The sequence below is a fragment of the Burkholderia sp. RF7-non_BP4 genome (assembly GCF_001521935.1).
Taxonomy (GTDB): domain Bacteria; phylum Pseudomonadota; class Gammaproteobacteria; order Burkholderiales; family Burkholderiaceae; genus Burkholderia; species Burkholderia diffusa.
Window position 1 is genome coordinate 164,527 of record NZ_LOTA01000028.1, and the last position, 17,533, is coordinate 182,059.

A 17,533-nucleotide genomic window follows, 5' to 3' on the forward strand; every position below is an offset into this window, starting at 1 on the left:
GCCGCGCATCGAAAGAAGGAAGTTCATCGTCGCTCGGGCCACGCGGGCAGCAGCGCGTCGCGGCCGTTCTCGCGGATCAGCACGAGCGGATAGCCGAACGCGTCGCTCGCACGCGCCGGCGTCAGCACGTCGTGCACGGGGCCCGCCCACGCATGGCCGCGGCCGTCGAGCAACAGCGCATGCGTCGCGTAACGCCGCGCGAGATTCAGGTCGTGGCACGAAAACAGCACCGTGCGCGGACCCGCGTCGAGCCATGCGCTCAGCGCGGTCAGGCCATCGATCTGATGATGCAGGTCAAGGTGCGCGAGCGGTTCGTCGAGCAGCATCAGCGGCGCGTCCTGGCACAGCGTCGCGGCCAGCGCGACGCGCTGTCGCTCGCCGCCCGACAGCGACAGCACGTCGCGCGACGCGAGTGCGGTCAGCCCGAACGTCGCGAGCGCGTCGCGCGCGGCCGCGCGGTCGCCGTCGCGCTCCCAGCCCCAGCCGCCGAGATACGGAAAGCGGTTGAGCAGCACCGTGTCGAATACCGTCGCGCTGAACGCGTCGTGCAATTGCTGCGGCATCAGTGCGCGGCGCCGTGCGAGCTGTTCGGGCGGCCATGCGGCGAGCGGCCGGCCGTCGATCTCGACGTGGCCGCCGGCCGGTCGCTGCAGGCCCGCGAGCGTCGCGAGCAGCGTCGTCTTGCCCGCGCCGTTCGGCCCCGCGACACACCAGATCTCGCCGGGACGGAACGCCTGCGTGAAGCCGTCGAGCAGCGTCCGTTCGCCGGCCGTCAGCGTGAGATCGATCGCCGCATAGGTCATTTCGCCGGCAGTGCGCGGTGCGGCGTGCGTCATCGCATCGGTCTCCTCAGCAACATCCACAGGAACACCGGCACGCCGATCAACGCGGTCATCACGCCGACCGGCAATTGCGCGGGCGCGATCGCGGTGCGCGCGAGCAGGTCGGCGGCCATCACGCCGCCGCCGCCCGCGAGCATTGCGGCCGGCAGCAGCATGCGCTGGTCGTTGCCGAATGCGAGCCGCAGCGCGTGCGGCACGACGAGGCCGACGAAACCGATCGTGCCAGCCGTCGTCACCGCGGCCGCGGCGGCCAGCGACGCGACGAGGTAGATCCGCACGCGAACGCGCGCGACCGGCACGCCGAGCGCGAGTGCGGTCGCGTCGCCGCGCAGCAGCACGTTGAGCTGCGGCGCGGCCGGCAGCGCGACGCATGCCGCCACCAGCAGCGCCCCCCATGCGAACCACGGCGCCGTCACGCCGTTCAGGTCGCCCGTCAGCCAGAAGATGATGCCGCGCAGTCGCGCATCGGGCGCGAGCGACAGCAGCAGCGTGACGAGCGCGCCCCACCCGGCCGCGATCACGACACCCGTGAGGAGCAGCCGCGGCGACGCGTCGCGCGAGTCGCCGCGCCACAGCTCGCGGCGAGCAAGGCCGAGCACGAGCGCGACCGACACGAGCGCGCCGGCGAATGCGGATGCATCGACGAGCCACCACGCGCCGCCCGCGATCATCGCGACGAGCGCGAAGCCGGCCGCGCCGCCGGACACGCCGAGCACATACGGCTCCGCGAGCGGATTGCGCAACAGCACCTGGAGCAGTGCACCGGCCAGCGCAAGCAACGCGCCGCACGCGAACCCCGCGAGCGCACGCGGCAGCCGCAGCGTGCGCACGATGTCGGCGAACAATGCGTCGCCGCCGTGCGGCACGAGCGACGCGAGCGCCTGCCACGGCGACATCGGCACGCTGCCGATCGACAGCGATGCGACGAACAGCAACGCGACCACGGCCGCGAGCGCGGCCCAGATCGCGGCGGCACGCGCGGCGCTCATGCGCCGCGCGGCGTCGCGCACGACGCACGACGCTTCCGCTGACCGTCGTTGTCCGCCGGGCGCGGCACCGGTGTCGCGCTTCGGCGTGTGGCAGGTATACGCAAGCTCGTCATCCTCGTCGAACAGGTTGTTGATGCATGCACGGGCGAACCGCGACCCGGTGATGTCGTCGCGCGCACGGTGCGGATGCCGTGCCCGTGTGCGGCAAAGCCAGCGATGCGCGGCCGATGGCGCACAATAGCGCGCGCCACGAACGGCACCCCGATTCCCGCGATTCGCCGATCGCATCCCGCAAGCGATCGGCAGGCCGAACGTCGGTCGCACCGGCGTGACACGACCACGACCCATCGAGCCGCACCTGCGTGCGGCCGACATTCTGCGCAATATAGTGGAAGCCGCCGCATCGGGTCGATCGGCATCGCGCTTGCGTCGCCGTCAGGCGTGATCGGCGCGGTGATCGCGACTTCCGGCGGCAGCGGTGCATCGGCGCGCGGCGCGACCGGTCCCGGCGCCGCAACGACCTGCGTCGTCGATCCGGGCGAACCAGCCGCCGCCGCGACGCGCACGACGGCGGGATGCGGCACGCCGCGGCGTGCGCCGGAGGCCGTGCGGACGATTGGGGTCAGCATCGAAGACAAGTCCCGTGAAGCACTGCGCGCCCCGCTTCCCCGCAGGCCGCGCGTCATGAAGCCGTGCAGGCTCCTCGCCTCGGCCGGTATCCGGGCTGGCGGCGTACCGGCTCGCCTTCCCGCGCGGATCACGCGCAGTGGCCCGCGTCCGCGTGCGACCTGCACGCGAAACGCGCCCGAGCCGGCCTGCGTCGTCCGACGCGGCCGCTTACCGTTGCGGGGGCAGCGCAGGTTGGCGATCTCCATGCGGAGCGCGCGCCCTGCTTCCCGTTTAACCGCGCGACGCACGCGCGAGCACCGAGGCGGCGCCAGTTTAGGAGCGGGTCGCGCGAGCGTCAAGAAAGCGGCCGAACGTATGCCGGGAGCGCGCGGCGAACGCGCCGCAGGCGTGTATTCGCGGCAAGAAGCCGGGGTGTTACGACTGGAAACGTTACAGATGTCGGAATGCGCGTTATTCCGCGCTAAAATGCTGGGTCTTTAGAGGACGCAGCAAATGCTCAACGAACTCGAAACCTTATCTCAAAATATTGGCCGTCTGATCTCGCTGAACAAGCGCTATCACTCGGAACGGCTCGCGCTCGAGGAGCAAGTCGCGCAAATGCGCGCGGAAGCGGACACGGTCCGCGCGGAACTCGCGCAACTGCGCGACGAACGCAATGCGCTCGCGGCCGAGCGCGACACGCTGTCGGCAAAGATCGACGACGCCCAGGTCAAACTGAACGCGATTCTCGAAAAACTGCCGCGTACGAAGAGCGCGGAGCAAGCCGACAACCAGCTCGACCTGCTGGATGCGCAGGCGCGCACGGATGGCGACGACGCGGCCAGCCACGGAGAACATGCATGAGCACCAAGCAGATCGAAGTCTCGATTCTCGGTCAGCCCTATCGGCTCGCCTGTTCGGCCGAGACCGAAGCGGCGCTGCTCGAGGCCGTCGCACGCGTCGACGCCGAAATGTCGAAGATCCGCGCGAACAGTTCGGTGCGCGGCACCGACCGTATCGCGGTGATGGCGGCCCTGTCGCTCGCATCCGAATTGCTGCGACTGCAAACGAGCGTGCGTCACGGTGAAGCATTTCCGGCGGAAGAAATCCGTCGTACAATGCACCAGATGAACGAACAGCTCGGCGCGGTGCTCGCACAGCACGAGACGCAGTAACGTTTGATCGATGCGTCGATTCCCCTTGATCTCGGCGATCAACGGTGGTCAAATTGGCGCAACGAAACACAGTTCAGTCAGCTTCCCTGCCTGGTTCGCCAAGGTCATATATTCCTTGAACCAATGCCATGTGCACGGTTGCGGAAATTTGTAGCACGGGCGCGCGCGTCACTCTGTCTGATGTACCCGAAGTGCTGCTAACTGCGACCAATTCTGAACCTCAGGTTCAGGATGCCGGCCTAGCGGCCAAGGCGGGGGCCTATCCAACGGCATCGGGGACCCCGATGCCGTTTCCTTTTTCAGGGTCTGTTTGCATGCGAAGCGCGCATGCAAACAGACCTTCATGCCCTTTCTGCGTCGATTACGATCCATGCAATACTGGCTCATGAAGTCCGAACCGGACGAAGCAAGCATTGACGATCTCGCGCACGCGCCGCAGCACTCGCTGCCGTGGACCGGTGTGCGCAATTATCAGGCGCGCAATTTCATGCGCGACACGATGAAGATCGGCGACGGCGTGCTGTTCTATCACTCGAGCTGCCCCGAGCCGGGCATCGCGGGCCTCGCCGAAGTCTCGTCGACGCCCTACCCCGACCCCACCCAGTTCGATCCGAAAAGCCCGTATTACGATCCGAAGTCGACGCAGGAATCACCGCGCTGGCTGCTCGTCGACGTGCGCTTCGTGAAGAAGTCGCCGCTCGTGCCGCTCGCCGCGCTGCGCGAGCATGACGAACTCGCCGACATGCGCGTGCTCGCGCGCGGCAACCGGCTGTCGATCACACCCGTCACGCGCGCCGAGTGGCGCTTCATCACCGAAAAGCTGATGAAGTAGGCGCACACAGTCGGCGCACGCGTCAGTCCAAGCAACAGACACACGCCAAAGGTCAAATCCGGTCAATACGCGCCGCCGCCACGGAACTCGCGGCGCGTTCGTGCAGCCTAAGCAACCGCTGTCGCCCGATCGGGACGACAGCCGTTTTTTCGTCGCGCGGTACGCCCGCGTCGCGCACGCGTGATCCGCATGCGCGCCCTCGCACAAGGAGTCCAACAATGACCAAGAAATCCGCACTCGCGCTGTCGCTCGCCCTCGCCGCCGCCATCCCCGTCGCGCTGACGCTTGCGTCGCCGGCCGCGCACGCGCAAACCGCGAACCCGCACTTTCCGGAACCGGCGGGCGTGCTGTCGCTGTCGTCGCAGGCCAGCGCCGACGTGCCGCAAGACATCATCCACATCACGCTGTTCTACGAACAGCAGGCGAAGGACCCGGGCAGCCTGACGTCCGCGCTCAACCAGCGCGCCGACGCGGCGCTCGCGCAGGCGAAGGGCGTATCGGGCGTCACCGCGCACACTGGCGCGTTCTCCGTGTATCCGAGCACCGATCGCGACGGCAAGATCTCCGCATGGCGCGGCCGTACGGAAGTCGTGCTCGAATCGCGCGATTTCGCGGCGGCGTCGAAGCTCGCGGGCCAGTTGTCGAACCAGATGCAGATCGCGAACGTCGAGTTCTCGCTGTCGCCCGAAGCGCAACGCGCGGCCGAGCAGAAGCTCACGACCGAAGCGATCAAGTCGTTCCGCGCGCGCGCGGACGAAGCCGCGAAGGCCTTCGGCTACAACAGCTACTCGATCCGCGACGTGAACGTCGGCGGCAGCCGCAACGTGCAGCCGTACCCGCGCATGATGGCGATGGCCGCGGCACCGATGGACAGCGCGAAGATGAGCGCGCCGATCGCGGTCGAAGGCGGCAAGGCGACCGTGTCGGTCACGGTCAACGGCTCGGTGCAGATGAAGTAACGCACGTCGCGCAACGCGCGGCAGATGTGAAAACGCCGGCCTTCGGGCCGGCGTTTTTCATTCGGGATCCTGCGATCGATGCGCACGCCGATCGTGCGCATCCGCATCGCATCACGCGTCATGCGTCACACAGCTCGCGCATGACGCATGCAACATCAAGCCGCCACGCTCGCCGCGCGGCGACGATACGCCCACACCAGCAGCGCGATGCCCGCGAGAATCATCGGCAACGACAGCCACTGCCCCATCGACAGACCGAGGGCGAGCAGGCCGAGGAAGTCGTCCGGTTCGCGCGCGAATTCGACCGTGAAGCGCGCGAGCCCGTAGCCGATCAGGAACAGCGCGGATATCGCGCCCATCGGCCGCGGCTTGCGCGAGAAGAAGAACAGCACGAAGAACAGCGCAATGCCTTCGAGCGCGATCTCGTAGAGCTGCGAAGGATGGCGCGGCAGCATCTGGTACTGCATGAACACGTCGGCAAGGTGCCACTGCTCGACGAGCGCCGGATGCTTCGGCAGCCATGCCGCGTCGTCGCGCATCGCGCCCGGGAACAACATCGCCCACGGCGCGTTCGGATCGGTCACGCGGCCCCACAGCTCGCCGTTGATGAAGTTGCCGAGCCGCCCCGCCGCGAGCCCCGTCGGCACCATCGGCGCGACGAAATCGGTGACCTGCAGCCAGTGGCGCTTGCGCTGCCACGCGAACAGCGCCATCGCGAGCGTCACGCCGAGGAAGCCGCCGTGGAACGACATCCCGCCTTCCCACACCTTGAACACGTCGAGCGGATGCGAGAAGTAGAAGTCGGCCTTGTAAAACAGCACGTAGCCGAGCCGGCCGCCGAGCACGGTGCCGAGCACGCCGTAGAACATCATGTCGTCGATGTCCTTGGCGGTCCAGCCCTGCGCCGCGACGTGCGGCAGCTTCAGGCGGATCCGGCCGACGACGATCGCCGCGATGAAGCCGACGAGATACATGAGGCCGTACCAGCGCACGGCCAGCGGCCCGAGATGGATCGCTACGGGGTCGAAATTCGGGTGAATGATCATGGGTTAGCGATGAAGTTTTCGAATGCGGTACGGCGCGCCCACCGGCGCCGCACCGCGCATTGGACGGCGCCGGCGCGCCATCGTTCGCATCATGCGGCGAGACCGTGCGCGCGCACGACGTCGATGAAGCCGGCGAGCACGGGGCTGACATCGCCCGTGCGCCACACGAGGCCCGTCTCGACGACCGGCGCGTCGCCGGCGAGCGGCCGGTAGACCACGCCGGTGCGCCGCAGGTTACGCAACGACTGCGGCACCAGTGCGACGCCCATGCCGGCCGACACGAGGCTGACGATCGTCTGCATCTGGATCGCCTCCTGGCCGATGCGCGGGGTTTCCCCCGCCGCGCCGTAGCAGCCCGTAATGATGTCATAAAAGCCGGGCGCCAAACGACGCGGGAAGATGACGAGCGGCAGCGCGGCCAGCTCGGCCAGATGCACGGGTTCGTCTTCGGGCACGCCGGGCGCCGCGGCCGCCGGCATCGCGACCACCAGCGGCTCGCGCACGACCGGCAGGTACGACAGCCCGGCCGCGTGGCGCGGCGGCACCGGCGGAATCACGAGCCCCGCGTCGATGCGGCCCGCGACGAGTTCGTCGATCTGCACGTCGCTCGTCGCCTCCGCGAGTTGCAGCCGCACCTGAGGATAGCGTGCGCCGAACGCGCGCAGCAGCGACGGCAACAGCCCGTAATCGGCGGTCGACACGAACGCAAGCGACAGCGAGCCGGCTTCGCCGCGCGCGAGACGCCGCGCGAGCGGCGGCAGCGCGTCGGCCGACGCGAGCAGCCGGCGGACGTCGGGCAGCAGCGCCGCACCGACCGCCGTCAGCGCGACCGAGCGCTTGGTACGCGCGAACAGCGCGACGCCGAGCGCGTCCTCCAGCGCCCGAATCGCTTGCGACAGCGGCGGCTGCGTCATCGACAGGCGCTCGGCCGCACGGCCGAAATGGCGCTCGTCGGCAACGGTCACGAAATAGCGCCACTGGCGCAGATCGGGCGTCGGGTCAGCCATATTTCACTCATTCGCAAAACGACTTAATAAGCGACAAATAATATATTGGACATCCCAAACCGGAAACTCCATTCTTGATTGATCCGAACCGGCGCGCCGTTCGCGGGCGTCGCCAATACAACGATGGAGTCCCCCATGCCGTACAACCGTCGCTCGAAGCACATCACGCAAGGCGTGGCCCGTTCGCCGAACCGCTCGATGTATTACGCCCTCGGCTACCGGAAGGACGATTTCGACAAGCCGATGATCGGCATCGCGAACGGCCACTCGACGATCACGCCGTGCAACTCGGGCCTGCAGCGGCTGTCGGACGCGGCCGTCGCGGCGGTGAAGGCGGCCGATGCGAACCCGCAGATCTTCGGCACGCCGACGATCTCGGACCGCATGTCGATGGGCACCGAGGGCATGAAGTACTCGCTCGTGTCGCGCGAAGTGATCGCCGACTGCATCGAGACCTGCGTGCAGGGCCAGTGGATGGACGGCGTGGTGGTGGTCGGCGGCTGCGACAAGAACATGCCCGGCGGGATGATCGCGCTCGCGCGCCTGAACGTGCCGGGCATCTACGTGTACGGCGGCACGATCCGCCCCGGCCACTGGAAGGGCCGCGACCTGACGATCGTGTCGTCGTTCGAGGCGGTCGGCGAGTTCACCGCCGGCCGGATGTCGCAGGAAGATTTCGAAGGAGTCGAGCAGAACGCGTGCCCGACGTCGGGGTCGTGCGGCGGGATGTACACCGCGAACACGATGAGCTCGTCGTTCGAGGCGCTCGGCATGTCGCTGATGTACTCGTCGACGATGGCGAACCCCGATCAGGAGAAGGTCGACTCGGCCGCCGAATCGGCGCGCGTGCTGGTCGAGGCCGTGAAGCGCGACCTGAAGCCGCGCGACATCATCACGAAGGCGTCGATCGAGAACGCGGTGTCGCTGATCATGGCGACCGGCGGCTCGACCAACGCGGTGCTGCACTATCTCGCGATTGCGCATGCGGCCGAGGTCGACTGGACGATCGACGACTTCGAGCGCATCCGCAAGCGCGTGCCGGTGATCTGCGACCTGAAGCCGTCGGGCCAGTACGTCGCGACCGACCTGCACCAGGCCGGCGGCATCCCGCAGGTGCTGCGGATCCTGCTCGATGCGGGGCTGCTGCACGGCGACTGCATCACGATCACCGGCCGCACGATCGCCGAGGAGCTGAAGGATGTGCCGGGCGTGCCGGGCGCGGACCAGAAGGTGATCTTCCCGATCGATCGCGCGCTGTACAAGGAAGGGCATCTCGCGATCCTGAAGGGCAACCTCGCGGAAGACGGCGCGGTCGCGAAGATCACCGGCCTGAAGAACCCGGTGATCACGGGCCCGGCGCGCGTGTTCGACGACGAGCAAAGCGCGATGGACGCGATCCTCGGCGACCGGATCCGCGCGGGCGACGTGCTGGTGCTGCGCTATCTCGGCCCGCAAGGCGGCCCCGGCATGCCGGAAATGCTCGCGCCGACGTCGGCGATCATCGGCAAGGGGCTCGGCGAATCGGTCGGCTTCATCACCGACGGCCGCTTCTCGGGCGGCACCTGGGGGATGGTGGTCGGGCACGTCGCGCCCGAGGCCTTCGTCGGCGGCACGATCGCGCTCGTGCAGGAAGGCGACTCGATCACGATCGATGCGCACCGGCTGGTGCTGCAGCTGAACGTCGACGACGCCGAGCTCGCGCGCCGACGCGCCGCGTGGAAGCAACCGGCGCCGCGCTACACGCGCGGCGTGCTCGCCAAGTACGCGGCCCTCGCGCGCCCGGCGAACAAGGGTGCCGTGACCGGCTGATGCGGCACGCAGGTCATGCGACCCCTTTTCGGACGGCCACCGGGGAAATGCGCAAAACGCGCTTTCCCTTTGCTTTTATAATGCGCGGACCGTGAAGCCGGCCGTTCCCGCCGGCGGAGAACCGCATGAAACAGACGATATCGCGTGCGCTGCTCGTGGCGCTGCTGACCGGCAGAGCGGCGGCGGCACACGCCGACCAGGCCGGCGACGGACTCGTGCTCGCGCAGCGCAAGAACTGCATGGCCTGCCATGCGGTCGGCAAGCCGCTGATGGGCCCGTCGTTCCACGACATCGCCGGCAAGTACACCGCACGTGCCGACGCCGTCGATTACCTCGCGCAATCGATCGTGAAGGGCAGCGTCGGGGTGTGGGGCGGCGTGCCGATGCCCGCCAATACGCAGTTGACGAGCGGCGAAGCACACACGCTCGCGCAATGGGTGCTGTCGCTGCGCTGAACCGGATGACCGGGCGGCGTGCACGCGCGCCGCGCTTTGCGCCCGGCACGGCGCCATGCTTCTCGTTGCGACAGGAGCCGCGCCCGCGGCACCCGCGCACGAAACGCGCCGTGCGCTCAGCCTGAACGTCCGGTTTGGCGGCGAGCGATCTCTTCGTCGACCGCGTCGCGAACCCATTCCATCACTTCGGTTTCGAGCGCCAGCGCCACTTCGCGCGTGATCTGGCCGACCAGCCAGGCCGTATGGTCGTGCAGCGCGTCGCGGCAGCGTGCCTCGATGGCCTCGCGCCCTTCCCCGGTCAGATAATTCGTCAGCCGATTACGTAGACGCTCGGCGATATGTTGCGCGTCCTCCGGCGTCAGCGCGGCAGCCGCATGCGACTCCGGGTGCACTGCGCGAACCAGATGATCGGTGGCCAGTTCGTCGGCAGCCGTTGCGACCGCGTGAGACGGCATCGCTTCGCCGGCGTCGCGCGGCGTCGCGGCGACACCGGCCTGCTGGCCTTCGTCGTCGGCCAGCGCGGAGCGCAACGGCGCCTGTGCCGCAGCCGACTCCTCGGCGACGACGTGCCCGGCGGCACCGGGTTGCGCCGGTGCATCGCTGTCGCCCGGCAGTTCGACGGCCGGGACATCCGGCGTCGGCACCGGCTCGATCACCACGAATTCGGGGTCGATTCCCGCGTGTTCCGGCACGGCGGCATCGTCGCGCGGCGGCGCATCGGTCGCGGACGAACGCGCCGGCATCGGCTTGCCCGGCACCAGCACGTCGGTCAGCGTCGGGATCGAAGAGGATTCGGCTTGTGTCACGGGGACGCTCCGTCGACGGTTTCGGCTAGCTGCCTTGCTTGTAGTTGTTCAGCGCGTATCCGCGATCGCGGTAGAAGCGATAGCGGTCGCGGCCCGCGGCCAGCTCGTCCGGCGCATTGCCGACCACCTCTAGCAGGCGCTCGAAGCGGGCGAACTGCGCGGGCACGGCCGCGCCGAGGTTCAGCAGCACGTGGTGATGCGGCGCCTGGTCGAGATCAGCGGTCAGCACGATCGGCGTGCCGGCCGCGTGCGCGCTGTCGACGCCGCAGTGCGGAATGAAATCGAGCGGCGAGAACGTCCAGAGCCGCTCGTCGAGCGCGCGCAGGCGCGCCGGTTCCGCGAGCACGACGACCGGCTGCCCGGCCAGGTAGGCCTTGCGCAGCAGCCGGCATGCGTACGCGAGCGAATCGCCGACGTTCGAATGGAAATCGATTCGCGTCATTGCCCGCGCACCCGCATCGTCGTGAGACCCGCCATCACTGGCCGGCGCGGTCGATCAGGAACTGCGCGAGCAGCGGCACCGGACGGCCGGTCGCGCCCTTCGCCGCGCCGCCCTTCCACGCCGTGCCGGCGATGTCCAGGTGCGCCCACGGATAGCTGTCGGTGAAGCGCGACAGGAAGCACGCCGCCGTCACGGCGCCGGCCGGACGTCCGCCGATGTTCGCGATGTCCGCGAAATTCGACTTCAGCTGTTCCTGGTATTCGTCGTCGAGCGGCATGCGCCACGCCGGATCGTTCGCTTCGCGCGAGGCGTCGAGCAGCTCGCCCGCGAGCGCATCGTCCTTCGAGAACAAGCCGCTGTTGTGGCCGCCGAGCGCGATCACGCAAGCGCCCGTCAGCGTCGCCACGTCGATCACGGCCGCCGGCTTGAAGCGTTCCGCATAAGTGAGCGCGTCGCACAGGATCAGGCGGCCCTCGGCGTCGGTGTTGAGCACCTCGATCGTCAGCCCCTTCATGCTGGTGACGATGTCGCCCGGCTTCGTCGCATTGCCGCCCGGCATGTTCTCGCAGGTCGGCACGATCGCGACGACGTTGATCTTCAGGCCCATTTCGGCGACCGCACGCATCGTGCCGAGCACCGAGCCCGCGCCGCACATGTCGTACTTCATCTCGTCCATGCCCTCGCCCGGCTTCAGCGAGATGCCGCCCGTGTCGAACGTGATGCCCTTGCCGACCAGCACGACCGGCGCGGCCTTCGCGGCGGCGCCCTGGTAATGCAGCACGATGAACTGCGGCGGCTCGACCGACGCGCGCGCGACCGACAGGAACGAGCCCATCTTGAGCGCCTGGATCTGCTTCAGGCCGAGCACCTCGACCTTCAGACCCCAATCCTTCGCGATCTTCTTCGCGGTGTTGCCGAGATAGGTCGGCGTGCACACGTTGCCGGGCAGGTTGCCTAGGTCGCGCGTGAGGTCCATCCCGTTCGCCAGCGCGACGGCCTGCTTGGCCGCCAGCTTCGCCGCCTTTTCATCGGCCGGATCGACGCTGAACACGACGCGCTTGAGCGTATGCGACGCCGGTTCCGGCTTGCTCTTCATCTGCGTGAAGCGGTAGGTCTCGTTGCGCAGCGCGAGAATCGCCGCACGCACGCCCCAGTCGGAGCCGCGCTCGTCGACCGGCAGTTGAGCGAGCGAGAACGTGACCTGGACGACCTTGGTCGCCAGCAGCGCGCGCCATGCGGCCGTCGCCGCGTCGTTGTAGGCTTTCTGATTGAAAGCATCCTGCTTGCCGAGGCCGACGAGCAGCACGCGCGACGCACCGATGCCCGAAACCTCGTGCAGGAACAGCGTCTTGCCGCGCTTGCCGTCCATGTCGCCGGCCTTCACCACGCGCGAGATCAGCCCCTTGGTGGCCGTGTCGATGTCGAGCGCCGCGCCCGAGAGAGTCTGCGCTTCGAAGATGCCGAGCACGATGCAGTCGGACTTCCCGGTCAGGAACCCCTTGGCCTCGCCTTTGCTCCAATCACAGCCTTTTATGCTAAAGTCCATCGCGCTTGTCCTCGGATAAAATCTGGGCTAAGGATGAAAGCCGCAATTATCCGCTATTTTTCCCGTGGCGGCGCGAGCGCTCCACCACGCGTGCGCAGCCTCCCGCCCTCTTCTCATCAAGAATGATCTTCGAACGCTCCCTCCAGCGCGAGCTTGCGTATACGGCTGGCGCCGTGTTCATGGTGCTGCTCACGATCATGCTCACGACGATGATGATCCGCATCGTCGGCTATGCCGCGTCCGGCGAAATCGATCCGCGCGACGTGCTCGTGCTGATCGGCCTGACCGTGATCGGCTATCTCGCCGTGATGCTCGTCGTCACGCTGTTCGTGTCGATCCTGTTCGTGCTGACCCGGTGGTACCGGGATTCCGAAATGGTCGTCTGGCTCGCGTCGGGCGTCAGCCTCACGCGCCTGATCAAGCCGATCGGCGTGTTCGCCACGCCGATCGTCCTGCTGATCGCGTTCTTCGCGTTCGTCGGCTGGCCGTGGTCGAACCAGCAGAGCAAGATGATCAAGGCGCGCTTCCAGCAGCGCGACGAAATCTCGCTGCTCGCGCCCGGCCAGTTCCGCGAATCGGCGTCGAACCATCGCGTGTTCTTCATCGAGAAGATGTCGCCGGACCAGAGCAAGGTGCAGAACGTGTTCGTCACGTCGACCGAGAACGGCAAGGTCAACGTCGTGGTCTCGCACACGGGCCACACGGAAACGAAGGACGGCGATCGCTTCGTCGTGCTGGAGGACGGCCGCCGCTACGACGGCACGCCCGGCCAGCCGAATTTCAAGATCATGGAGTTCCAGCGCTACGGCGTGAAGATCACGAGCACGCCGGTCACCAACGTGCAGACCACCAACAGCACGCCGACACCCGACCTGCTGCGCAACCCGACGCGCGACAACCTCGCGGAATTCGCGTGGCGCGCGGGGCTGCCGCTGATCGCCATCAACCTGATGGTGCTCGGCATTCCGCTGTCGTACCAGAACCCGCGCCGCAGCCGCACGATCAACCTCGTGATGGCCGTGCTGATCTACCTCACGTATTCGAACCTGCTGAACGTCGTGCAGGCGCAGATCGAACAGGGCAAGATGTCGTTCGGCGTCGGTCTCGTCGGCCTGCACCTGGTGGTCGCGGCGATCGTCGCGTTCATCTTCTGGTTGCGCGTGCGCAATCGTCCGCTGTTTACACGCGCGCTGTTCGGCCGCTCGGGAGCATGATCGATGCGGCTCTATGAAAAATACTTCGCGCGGCAGATCTACGTCACGTTCATCTTCATCCTGTTCGCGTTCTCGGGCCTGTTCTTCTTCTTCGACCTGATCAGCGAACTGAACTCGGTCGGGCACGGCAACTACAAGTTCGGCTACGCGGTGCTGCGCGTCGCGCTGCAGACCCCGTCGCGCTTCTACGAGATCATCCCGGTCGCCGCGCTGATCAGCGCGATCTACGTGTTCGCGCAGATGGCCGCGAACTCGGAATTCACGATCTTCCGCGTGTCGGGCCTCGCGACCAACCAGGCGCTGCGCTCGCTGCTGAAGATCGGCATCCCGCTCGTGATCATCACCTACCTGATCGGCGAATTCGTCGGCCCGTACGCCGACCAGCTGTCCGAACGCGTGCGCCTGCAGGCGCTCGGCGCGTCGGTGTCGTCGAACTTCCAGTCGGGCGTGTGGGTGAAGGACACGCTCGCGGCCCGCGAGAACGGCGAGCAGGTCACGCGCTTCGTCAACGTCGGCAGCCTGTCGCCCGATTCGACGATCAGCAACGTGCGCATCTACGAATTCGACTCGAAATTCCAGCTGCAGAACGTGCGGATCGCGCAGACGGGCCGCTACGAACCGCCCGGCCACTGGCTGCTCACGGGCGTGACGGAAACCGAACTGACGCCGATCAAGCCGATCAGCGGCGAACCGGCCGACGCGCTGAACCCCGTGTACCGGTCGCAGCAGGTGACGCTGCCCGAATACCGGCTGCGCTCGGACCTGACGCCGCAGATCCTGTCGGTGCTGCTCGTGTCGCCGGAACGGATGTCGCTCATCAACCTGTTCCGCTACATCCAGCACTTGCGCGAAAACCAGCAGGACACGCAGCGCTACGACATCGCGCTGTGGCGCAAGCTGCTCTACCCGTTCGCGGTGTTCGTGATGCTCGTGCTGTCGCTGCCGTTCGCGTACCTGCATACGCGTGCCGGCGTGGTCGGCGTGAAGGTGTTCGGCGGCATCATGCTCGGCATGAGCTTCCAGCTGCTCAACACGCTGTTCTCGCACATCGGTACGCTGAACACGTGGCCCGCGCCGCTGACCGCGGCGACACCGGGCCTGATCTATCTCGCGCTCGGCCTGTTCGCGCTCAAGTGGGTCGACCGGCACTGAGCGCCGTCACGACGGAGGCTTCGACATGAGTTCGCACGGCATCGTCCTGTTCGGCCACGGCGCACGCGATCCGCGCTGGGCCGAGCCGTTCGAGCGGCTCGCCGCGCGGCTGCGCGCGGCCGGCTCCCCTGCCCCGCACGTGTCGCTTGCGTTTCTCGAACTGATGACGCCGTCGCTCGATACGGCCGTTGCCGCGCAGGTCGCGGCCGGCTGCACGCGCATCACCGTGGTGCCCGTGTTCTTCGGCCAGGGCGGCCATGTGCGCCGCGACCTGCCGCAGCTCGTCGACGCGTGCCGCGCCGTGCATCCGGGCATCGAGATCCGCTGCGCGACGGCCGTCGGTGAAGACGACGGCGTGCTCGATGCGATCGCACGCTACTGCATCGACCAGGTCGGCCCCGACGCGTAAGCGAATCGGCGAGCCCAAACAAAAAAGCGCTGGCTTCGAAAGCCAGCGCTTTTTTTACGCCTGCGAACCACGCGCTCGACTCAAGCGGCGTCCTGCAGCGCATCGCCCTCTTTCACGCGCCGCACGCGTTCGGCGAACGCATCGCCGATCATCAGCAGGCTCGGCTCCGCCGGGTCGAGCCACGCCTGTGCGTCGCCCGCCGCCATCTGCGCAAGCGTGAGCGTCAGCGTACGTTCGCGCGCGGTGCTGCACGCCTCGACGATCGCGACCGGCGTCGCGGGCGCACGTCCCGCGTCGATCAGTTCGCGGGCGATGCCCGGCGCGCTGTCGCGGCCCATGTAGTAGACGATCGAATCGGCGCGCGCGGCCTCGCGAATCTCGTCGCTGCCCGGTGCGCGGCTGTGCGTCGCGAACGCGACGCTGCGCGACACGCCGCGCAACGTCAGCGAGCGCTTCAGCGTCGCCGCGCCGGCCAGCGCTGCCGTGATGCCCGGCACGACCTCGTAATCGATGCCGGCCGCCTCGAGCGCGCGCATTTCCTCTTCGGCGCGCCCGAACAGCATCGGATCGCCGCCCTTCAGGCGCACGACGCACGCATGCTCGCGCGCCGCGTCGACGATCTGCTTGTTGATGAAGTGCTGCGCGGTCGAACGCTGCCCGCAGCGCTTGCCGACCGCGATTTTCCGCGCGTTCGGCGCATAGTCGAGCATCGCCGGCTCGACGAGCGCGTCGTGCAGCACGACGTCGGCTTGCTCGAGCAGCCGCGCGCCACGCACCGTGATGAGGTCCGCCGCGCCCGGCCCTGCTCCGATCAGATACACCTTGCCCATGTTTGTCGCTTCGCTTGTCCTGCCCGTGAACGGCGACCGGCGCGCGCCGCCCGCACGGGCGGCGCGAAACGCCGGTTACGCCGAGAACGCCCGGATCATGCCGGCGGCGACCGTATGATGCGTCGCCTCGTCGATCAGCACGAACGCGCCCGTGCCCGGATGCGCGTCGTACGTGTCGCAGACGATCGGCTTCTGCAGCGTCAGCGCCACGCGGCCGATGTCGTTCATCTTCAGTTCCTGGCGGTCGGTCGCGTGCGACAGCGTATGCACGTCGAGCACTTCCTTGACCGCGCCGATCTTCGCGAACACCGTGCTCGTGGTCTGCTTCAGCAGGTATTTGCGCTGCGGCGACAGCGGCGTCTCGTCGAACCAGCACAGGTCCGCCTCGAGCTTCTTCGCCGGCGCGACCGTCTCGGCGGTCGTGACGAACATGTCGCCGCGCGACACGTCGACGTCCTGTTCGAGGCGAATCGTCACCGTCTGGCCCGCGAATGCATGCGCAACCGACGCGGTGCCGCCCGGCACCGGCGCGACGATCTCGGCGATCGTCGCGGTGCGATTCGACGGCAGCACGACGATCTCGTCGCCGACCTTCACCTCGCCCGATTCGATCCGGCCCATGTAGCCGCGGAAATCGTCGGCCGAGCTGCCGTCCTGGCGTGCGACCCACTGCACCGGGAAGCGCAGCGCGTCATGCGCCTGCGTCTCGACCGGCAGCGATTCGAGCACGTCGAGCAGCGGCTCGCCCGCGTACCACGGCATGCGCTCGCTTGCGCCGACGATGTTGTCGCCCTTCAGCGCCGACACCGGCACGAAACGCACGTCCTTCAGGCCGAGCTGCTTCGCGAGCGCGACGTACGCATCGCGGATCTCGTTGAAGCGCGCTTCGCTGTAGTCGACGAGGTCCATCTTGTTGATCGCGACGATCACGTGCTGCAGCGCGAGCAGCTTCACGATCGCGCTGTGGCGCTTCGTTTGCGGCAGCAGTTCCGCGACGCCGTTCTCGACCGTCACGCGCGTCGCGTCGACCAGGATGATCGCCGCATGCGCGGTCGATGCGCCCGTCACCATGTTGCGCGTGTACTGCTCGTGGCCCGGCGTGTCGGCGATGATGAACTTGCGCTTCGCGGTCGCGAAGTAGCGGTATGCGACGTCGATCGTGATGCCCTGCTCGCGCTCGGCTTCGAGCCCGTCCGTCAGCAGCGCGAGGTCGATCTCGTCGCCGACCGTGCGCTTGTTCTTCGCGCGCGACAGCGCGGACAGCTGGTCGGACAGCACAGCCTTGCTGTCGTACAGCAGGCGGCCGATCAGCGTGCTCTTGCCGTCGTCGACGCTGCCCGCGGTGATGAAGCGCAACACGCCGAGGTCTTCGGTGTTCTCGATGATGCTCATGATGTGAATGTCCTCGTGT

Annotated in this window: 18 protein-coding genes, 1 other RNA gene and 1 riboswitch; of the genes, 10 read left to right on the top strand and 9 right to left on the bottom strand. The window is 67.7% G+C overall.

Annotated features, from left to right (window positions below; all coding sequences use genetic code 11):
- Positions 1–23 precede the first annotated feature (23 nt).
- Together WS49_RS10605 and WS49_RS10610 are read right to left on the bottom strand one after the other, a co-directional pair.
- On the bottom strand, positions 24–836 hold the full coding sequence (locus WS49_RS10605) for an ABC transporter ATP-binding protein (RefSeq protein ID WP_059527604.1): 813 nt from the start codon (positions 834–836) through the stop codon (positions 24–26).
- Positions 833–1,831 carry a FecCD family ABC transporter permease gene (locus WS49_RS10610; RefSeq protein ID WP_059528307.1) on the bottom strand — a complete coding sequence of 333 codons (999 nt, stop codon included), beginning with the start codon at positions 1,829–1,831 and terminating at the stop codon, positions 833–835. The genes WS49_RS10605 and WS49_RS10610 overlap by 4 nt, the downstream gene beginning before the upstream one ends.
- Before the next feature lie 693 nt (positions 1,832–2,524).
- A riboswitch (cobalamin riboswitch) is annotated at positions 2,525–2,777 on the bottom strand.
- Positions 2,778–2,953: 176 nt separating this feature from the next.
- Between WS49_RS10610 and WS49_RS10615 the strand changes: the two genes are divergently transcribed.
- The 5 genes from WS49_RS10615 to WS49_RS10635 all read left to right on the top strand — a co-directional run bounded on the left by WS49_RS10615 (position 2,954) and on the right by WS49_RS10635 (position 5,406).
- The gene (locus WS49_RS10615) at positions 2,954–3,304 is read left to right on the top strand and encodes a hypothetical protein (RefSeq protein ID WP_059527607.1); all 351 of its coding nucleotides are present in this window, start codon (positions 2,954–2,956) and stop codon (positions 3,302–3,304) included.
- A complete protein-coding gene (locus WS49_RS10620) occupies positions 3,301–3,615 on the top strand; it encodes a cell division protein ZapA (protein WP_011885730.1) in 315 nt (104 codons plus the stop codon). The genes WS49_RS10615 and WS49_RS10620 overlap by 4 nt, the downstream gene beginning before the upstream one ends.
- Before the next feature lie 80 nt (positions 3,616–3,695).
- A non-coding RNA gene (gene ssrS, locus WS49_RS10625) (6S RNA) lies at positions 3,696–3,877 on the top strand.
- A gap of 108 nt (positions 3,878–3,985) precedes the next feature.
- Positions 3,986–4,447, top strand: coding sequence for an EVE domain-containing protein (locus WS49_RS10630; RefSeq protein WP_059527611.1), 462 nt, complete (start codon positions 3,986–3,988; stop codon positions 4,445–4,447).
- Between the two features lie 218 nt (positions 4,448–4,665).
- Positions 4,666–5,406, top strand: coding sequence for an SIMPL domain-containing protein (locus WS49_RS10635; protein WP_059527614.1), 741 nt, complete (start codon positions 4,666–4,668; stop codon positions 5,404–5,406).
- A 155-nt stretch (positions 5,407–5,561) separates the two neighbouring features.
- Here WS49_RS10635 and lgt read toward each other — a convergent pair whose 3' ends face one another.
- Positions 5,562–6,452: a prolipoprotein diacylglyceryl transferase gene (gene lgt, locus WS49_RS10640; RefSeq protein WP_059527617.1), complete on the bottom strand. Its 891-nt coding sequence runs from the start codon at positions 6,450–6,452 to the stop codon at positions 5,562–5,564.
- A gap of 89 nt (positions 6,453–6,541) precedes the next feature.
- A complete protein-coding gene (locus WS49_RS10645) occupies positions 6,542–7,459 on the bottom strand; it encodes a LysR family transcriptional regulator (protein WP_059527619.1) in 918 nt (305 codons plus the stop codon).
- Positions 7,460–7,594: 135 nt separating this feature from the next.
- On the opposite strand from WS49_RS10645, the gene ilvD reads away from it, so the two are divergent.
- Positions 7,595–9,268 (top strand): dihydroxy-acid dehydratase, encoded by a 1,674-nt coding sequence (gene ilvD, locus WS49_RS10650; protein WP_059527622.1) that lies wholly within the window; start codon positions 7,595–7,597, stop codon positions 9,266–9,268.
- A 125-nt stretch (positions 9,269–9,393) separates the two neighbouring features.
- Positions 9,394–9,723 (top strand): c-type cytochrome, encoded by a 330-nt coding sequence (locus WS49_RS10655; protein WP_059527625.1) that lies wholly within the window; start codon positions 9,394–9,396, stop codon positions 9,721–9,723.
- 116 nt (positions 9,724–9,839) lie between these two features.
- Here WS49_RS10655 and WS49_RS10660 read toward each other — a convergent pair whose 3' ends face one another.
- Genes WS49_RS10660 through WS49_RS10670 form a run of 3 tightly spaced genes read right to left on the bottom strand, consistent with a single transcriptional unit; the run spans position 9,840 to position 12,517 of the window.
- A complete protein-coding gene (locus tag WS49_RS10660) occupies positions 9,840–10,529 on the bottom strand; it encodes a DUF2486 family protein (RefSeq protein ID WP_059527629.1) in 690 nt (229 codons plus the stop codon).
- 25 nt (positions 10,530–10,554) lie between these two features.
- On the bottom strand, positions 10,555–10,971 hold the full coding sequence (locus WS49_RS10665) for a DNA polymerase III subunit chi (RefSeq protein ID WP_059527631.1): 417 nt from the start codon (positions 10,969–10,971) through the stop codon (positions 10,555–10,557).
- A gap of 34 nt (positions 10,972–11,005) precedes the next feature.
- The gene (locus tag WS49_RS10670; RefSeq protein WP_059527635.1) at positions 11,006–12,517 is read right to left on the bottom strand and encodes a leucyl aminopeptidase; all 1,512 of its coding nucleotides are present in this window, start codon (positions 12,515–12,517) and stop codon (positions 11,006–11,008) included.
- 122 nt (positions 12,518–12,639) lie between these two features.
- Between WS49_RS10670 and lptF the strand changes: the two genes are divergently transcribed.
- Genes lptF through WS49_RS10685 form a run of 3 tightly spaced genes read left to right on the top strand, consistent with a single transcriptional unit; the run spans position 12,640 to position 15,292 of the window.
- The gene (gene lptF, locus WS49_RS10675; RefSeq protein ID WP_059527638.1) at positions 12,640–13,731 is read left to right on the top strand and encodes an LPS export ABC transporter permease LptF; all 1,092 of its coding nucleotides are present in this window, start codon (positions 12,640–12,642) and stop codon (positions 13,729–13,731) included.
- A gap of 3 nt (positions 13,732–13,734) precedes the next feature.
- Complete coding sequence (lptG, locus tag WS49_RS10680) at positions 13,735–14,883, top strand: LPS export ABC transporter permease LptG (RefSeq protein ID WP_059527640.1); 1,149 nt, start codon at positions 13,735–13,737, stop codon at positions 14,881–14,883.
- Between the two features lie 25 nt (positions 14,884–14,908).
- Positions 14,909–15,292, top strand: a complete 384-nt coding sequence (locus WS49_RS10685; protein ID WP_059527644.1) for a sirohydrochlorin chelatase — start codon at positions 14,909–14,911, stop codon at positions 15,290–15,292.
- 80 nt (positions 15,293–15,372) lie between these two features.
- Here WS49_RS10685 and cobA read toward each other — a convergent pair whose 3' ends face one another.
- Together cobA and WS49_RS10695 are read right to left on the bottom strand one after the other, a co-directional pair.
- Positions 15,373–16,122, bottom strand: coding sequence for a uroporphyrinogen-III C-methyltransferase (gene cobA, locus WS49_RS10690; RefSeq protein WP_059527647.1), 750 nt, complete (start codon positions 16,120–16,122; stop codon positions 15,373–15,375).
- Positions 16,123–16,197: 75 nt separating this feature from the next.
- Entirely contained in the window at positions 16,198–17,514 is a 1,317-nt protein-coding gene (locus tag WS49_RS10695; RefSeq protein WP_059527650.1) for a sulfate adenylyltransferase subunit 1, read from the bottom strand.
- Positions 17,515–17,533: the final 19 nt, after the last annotated feature.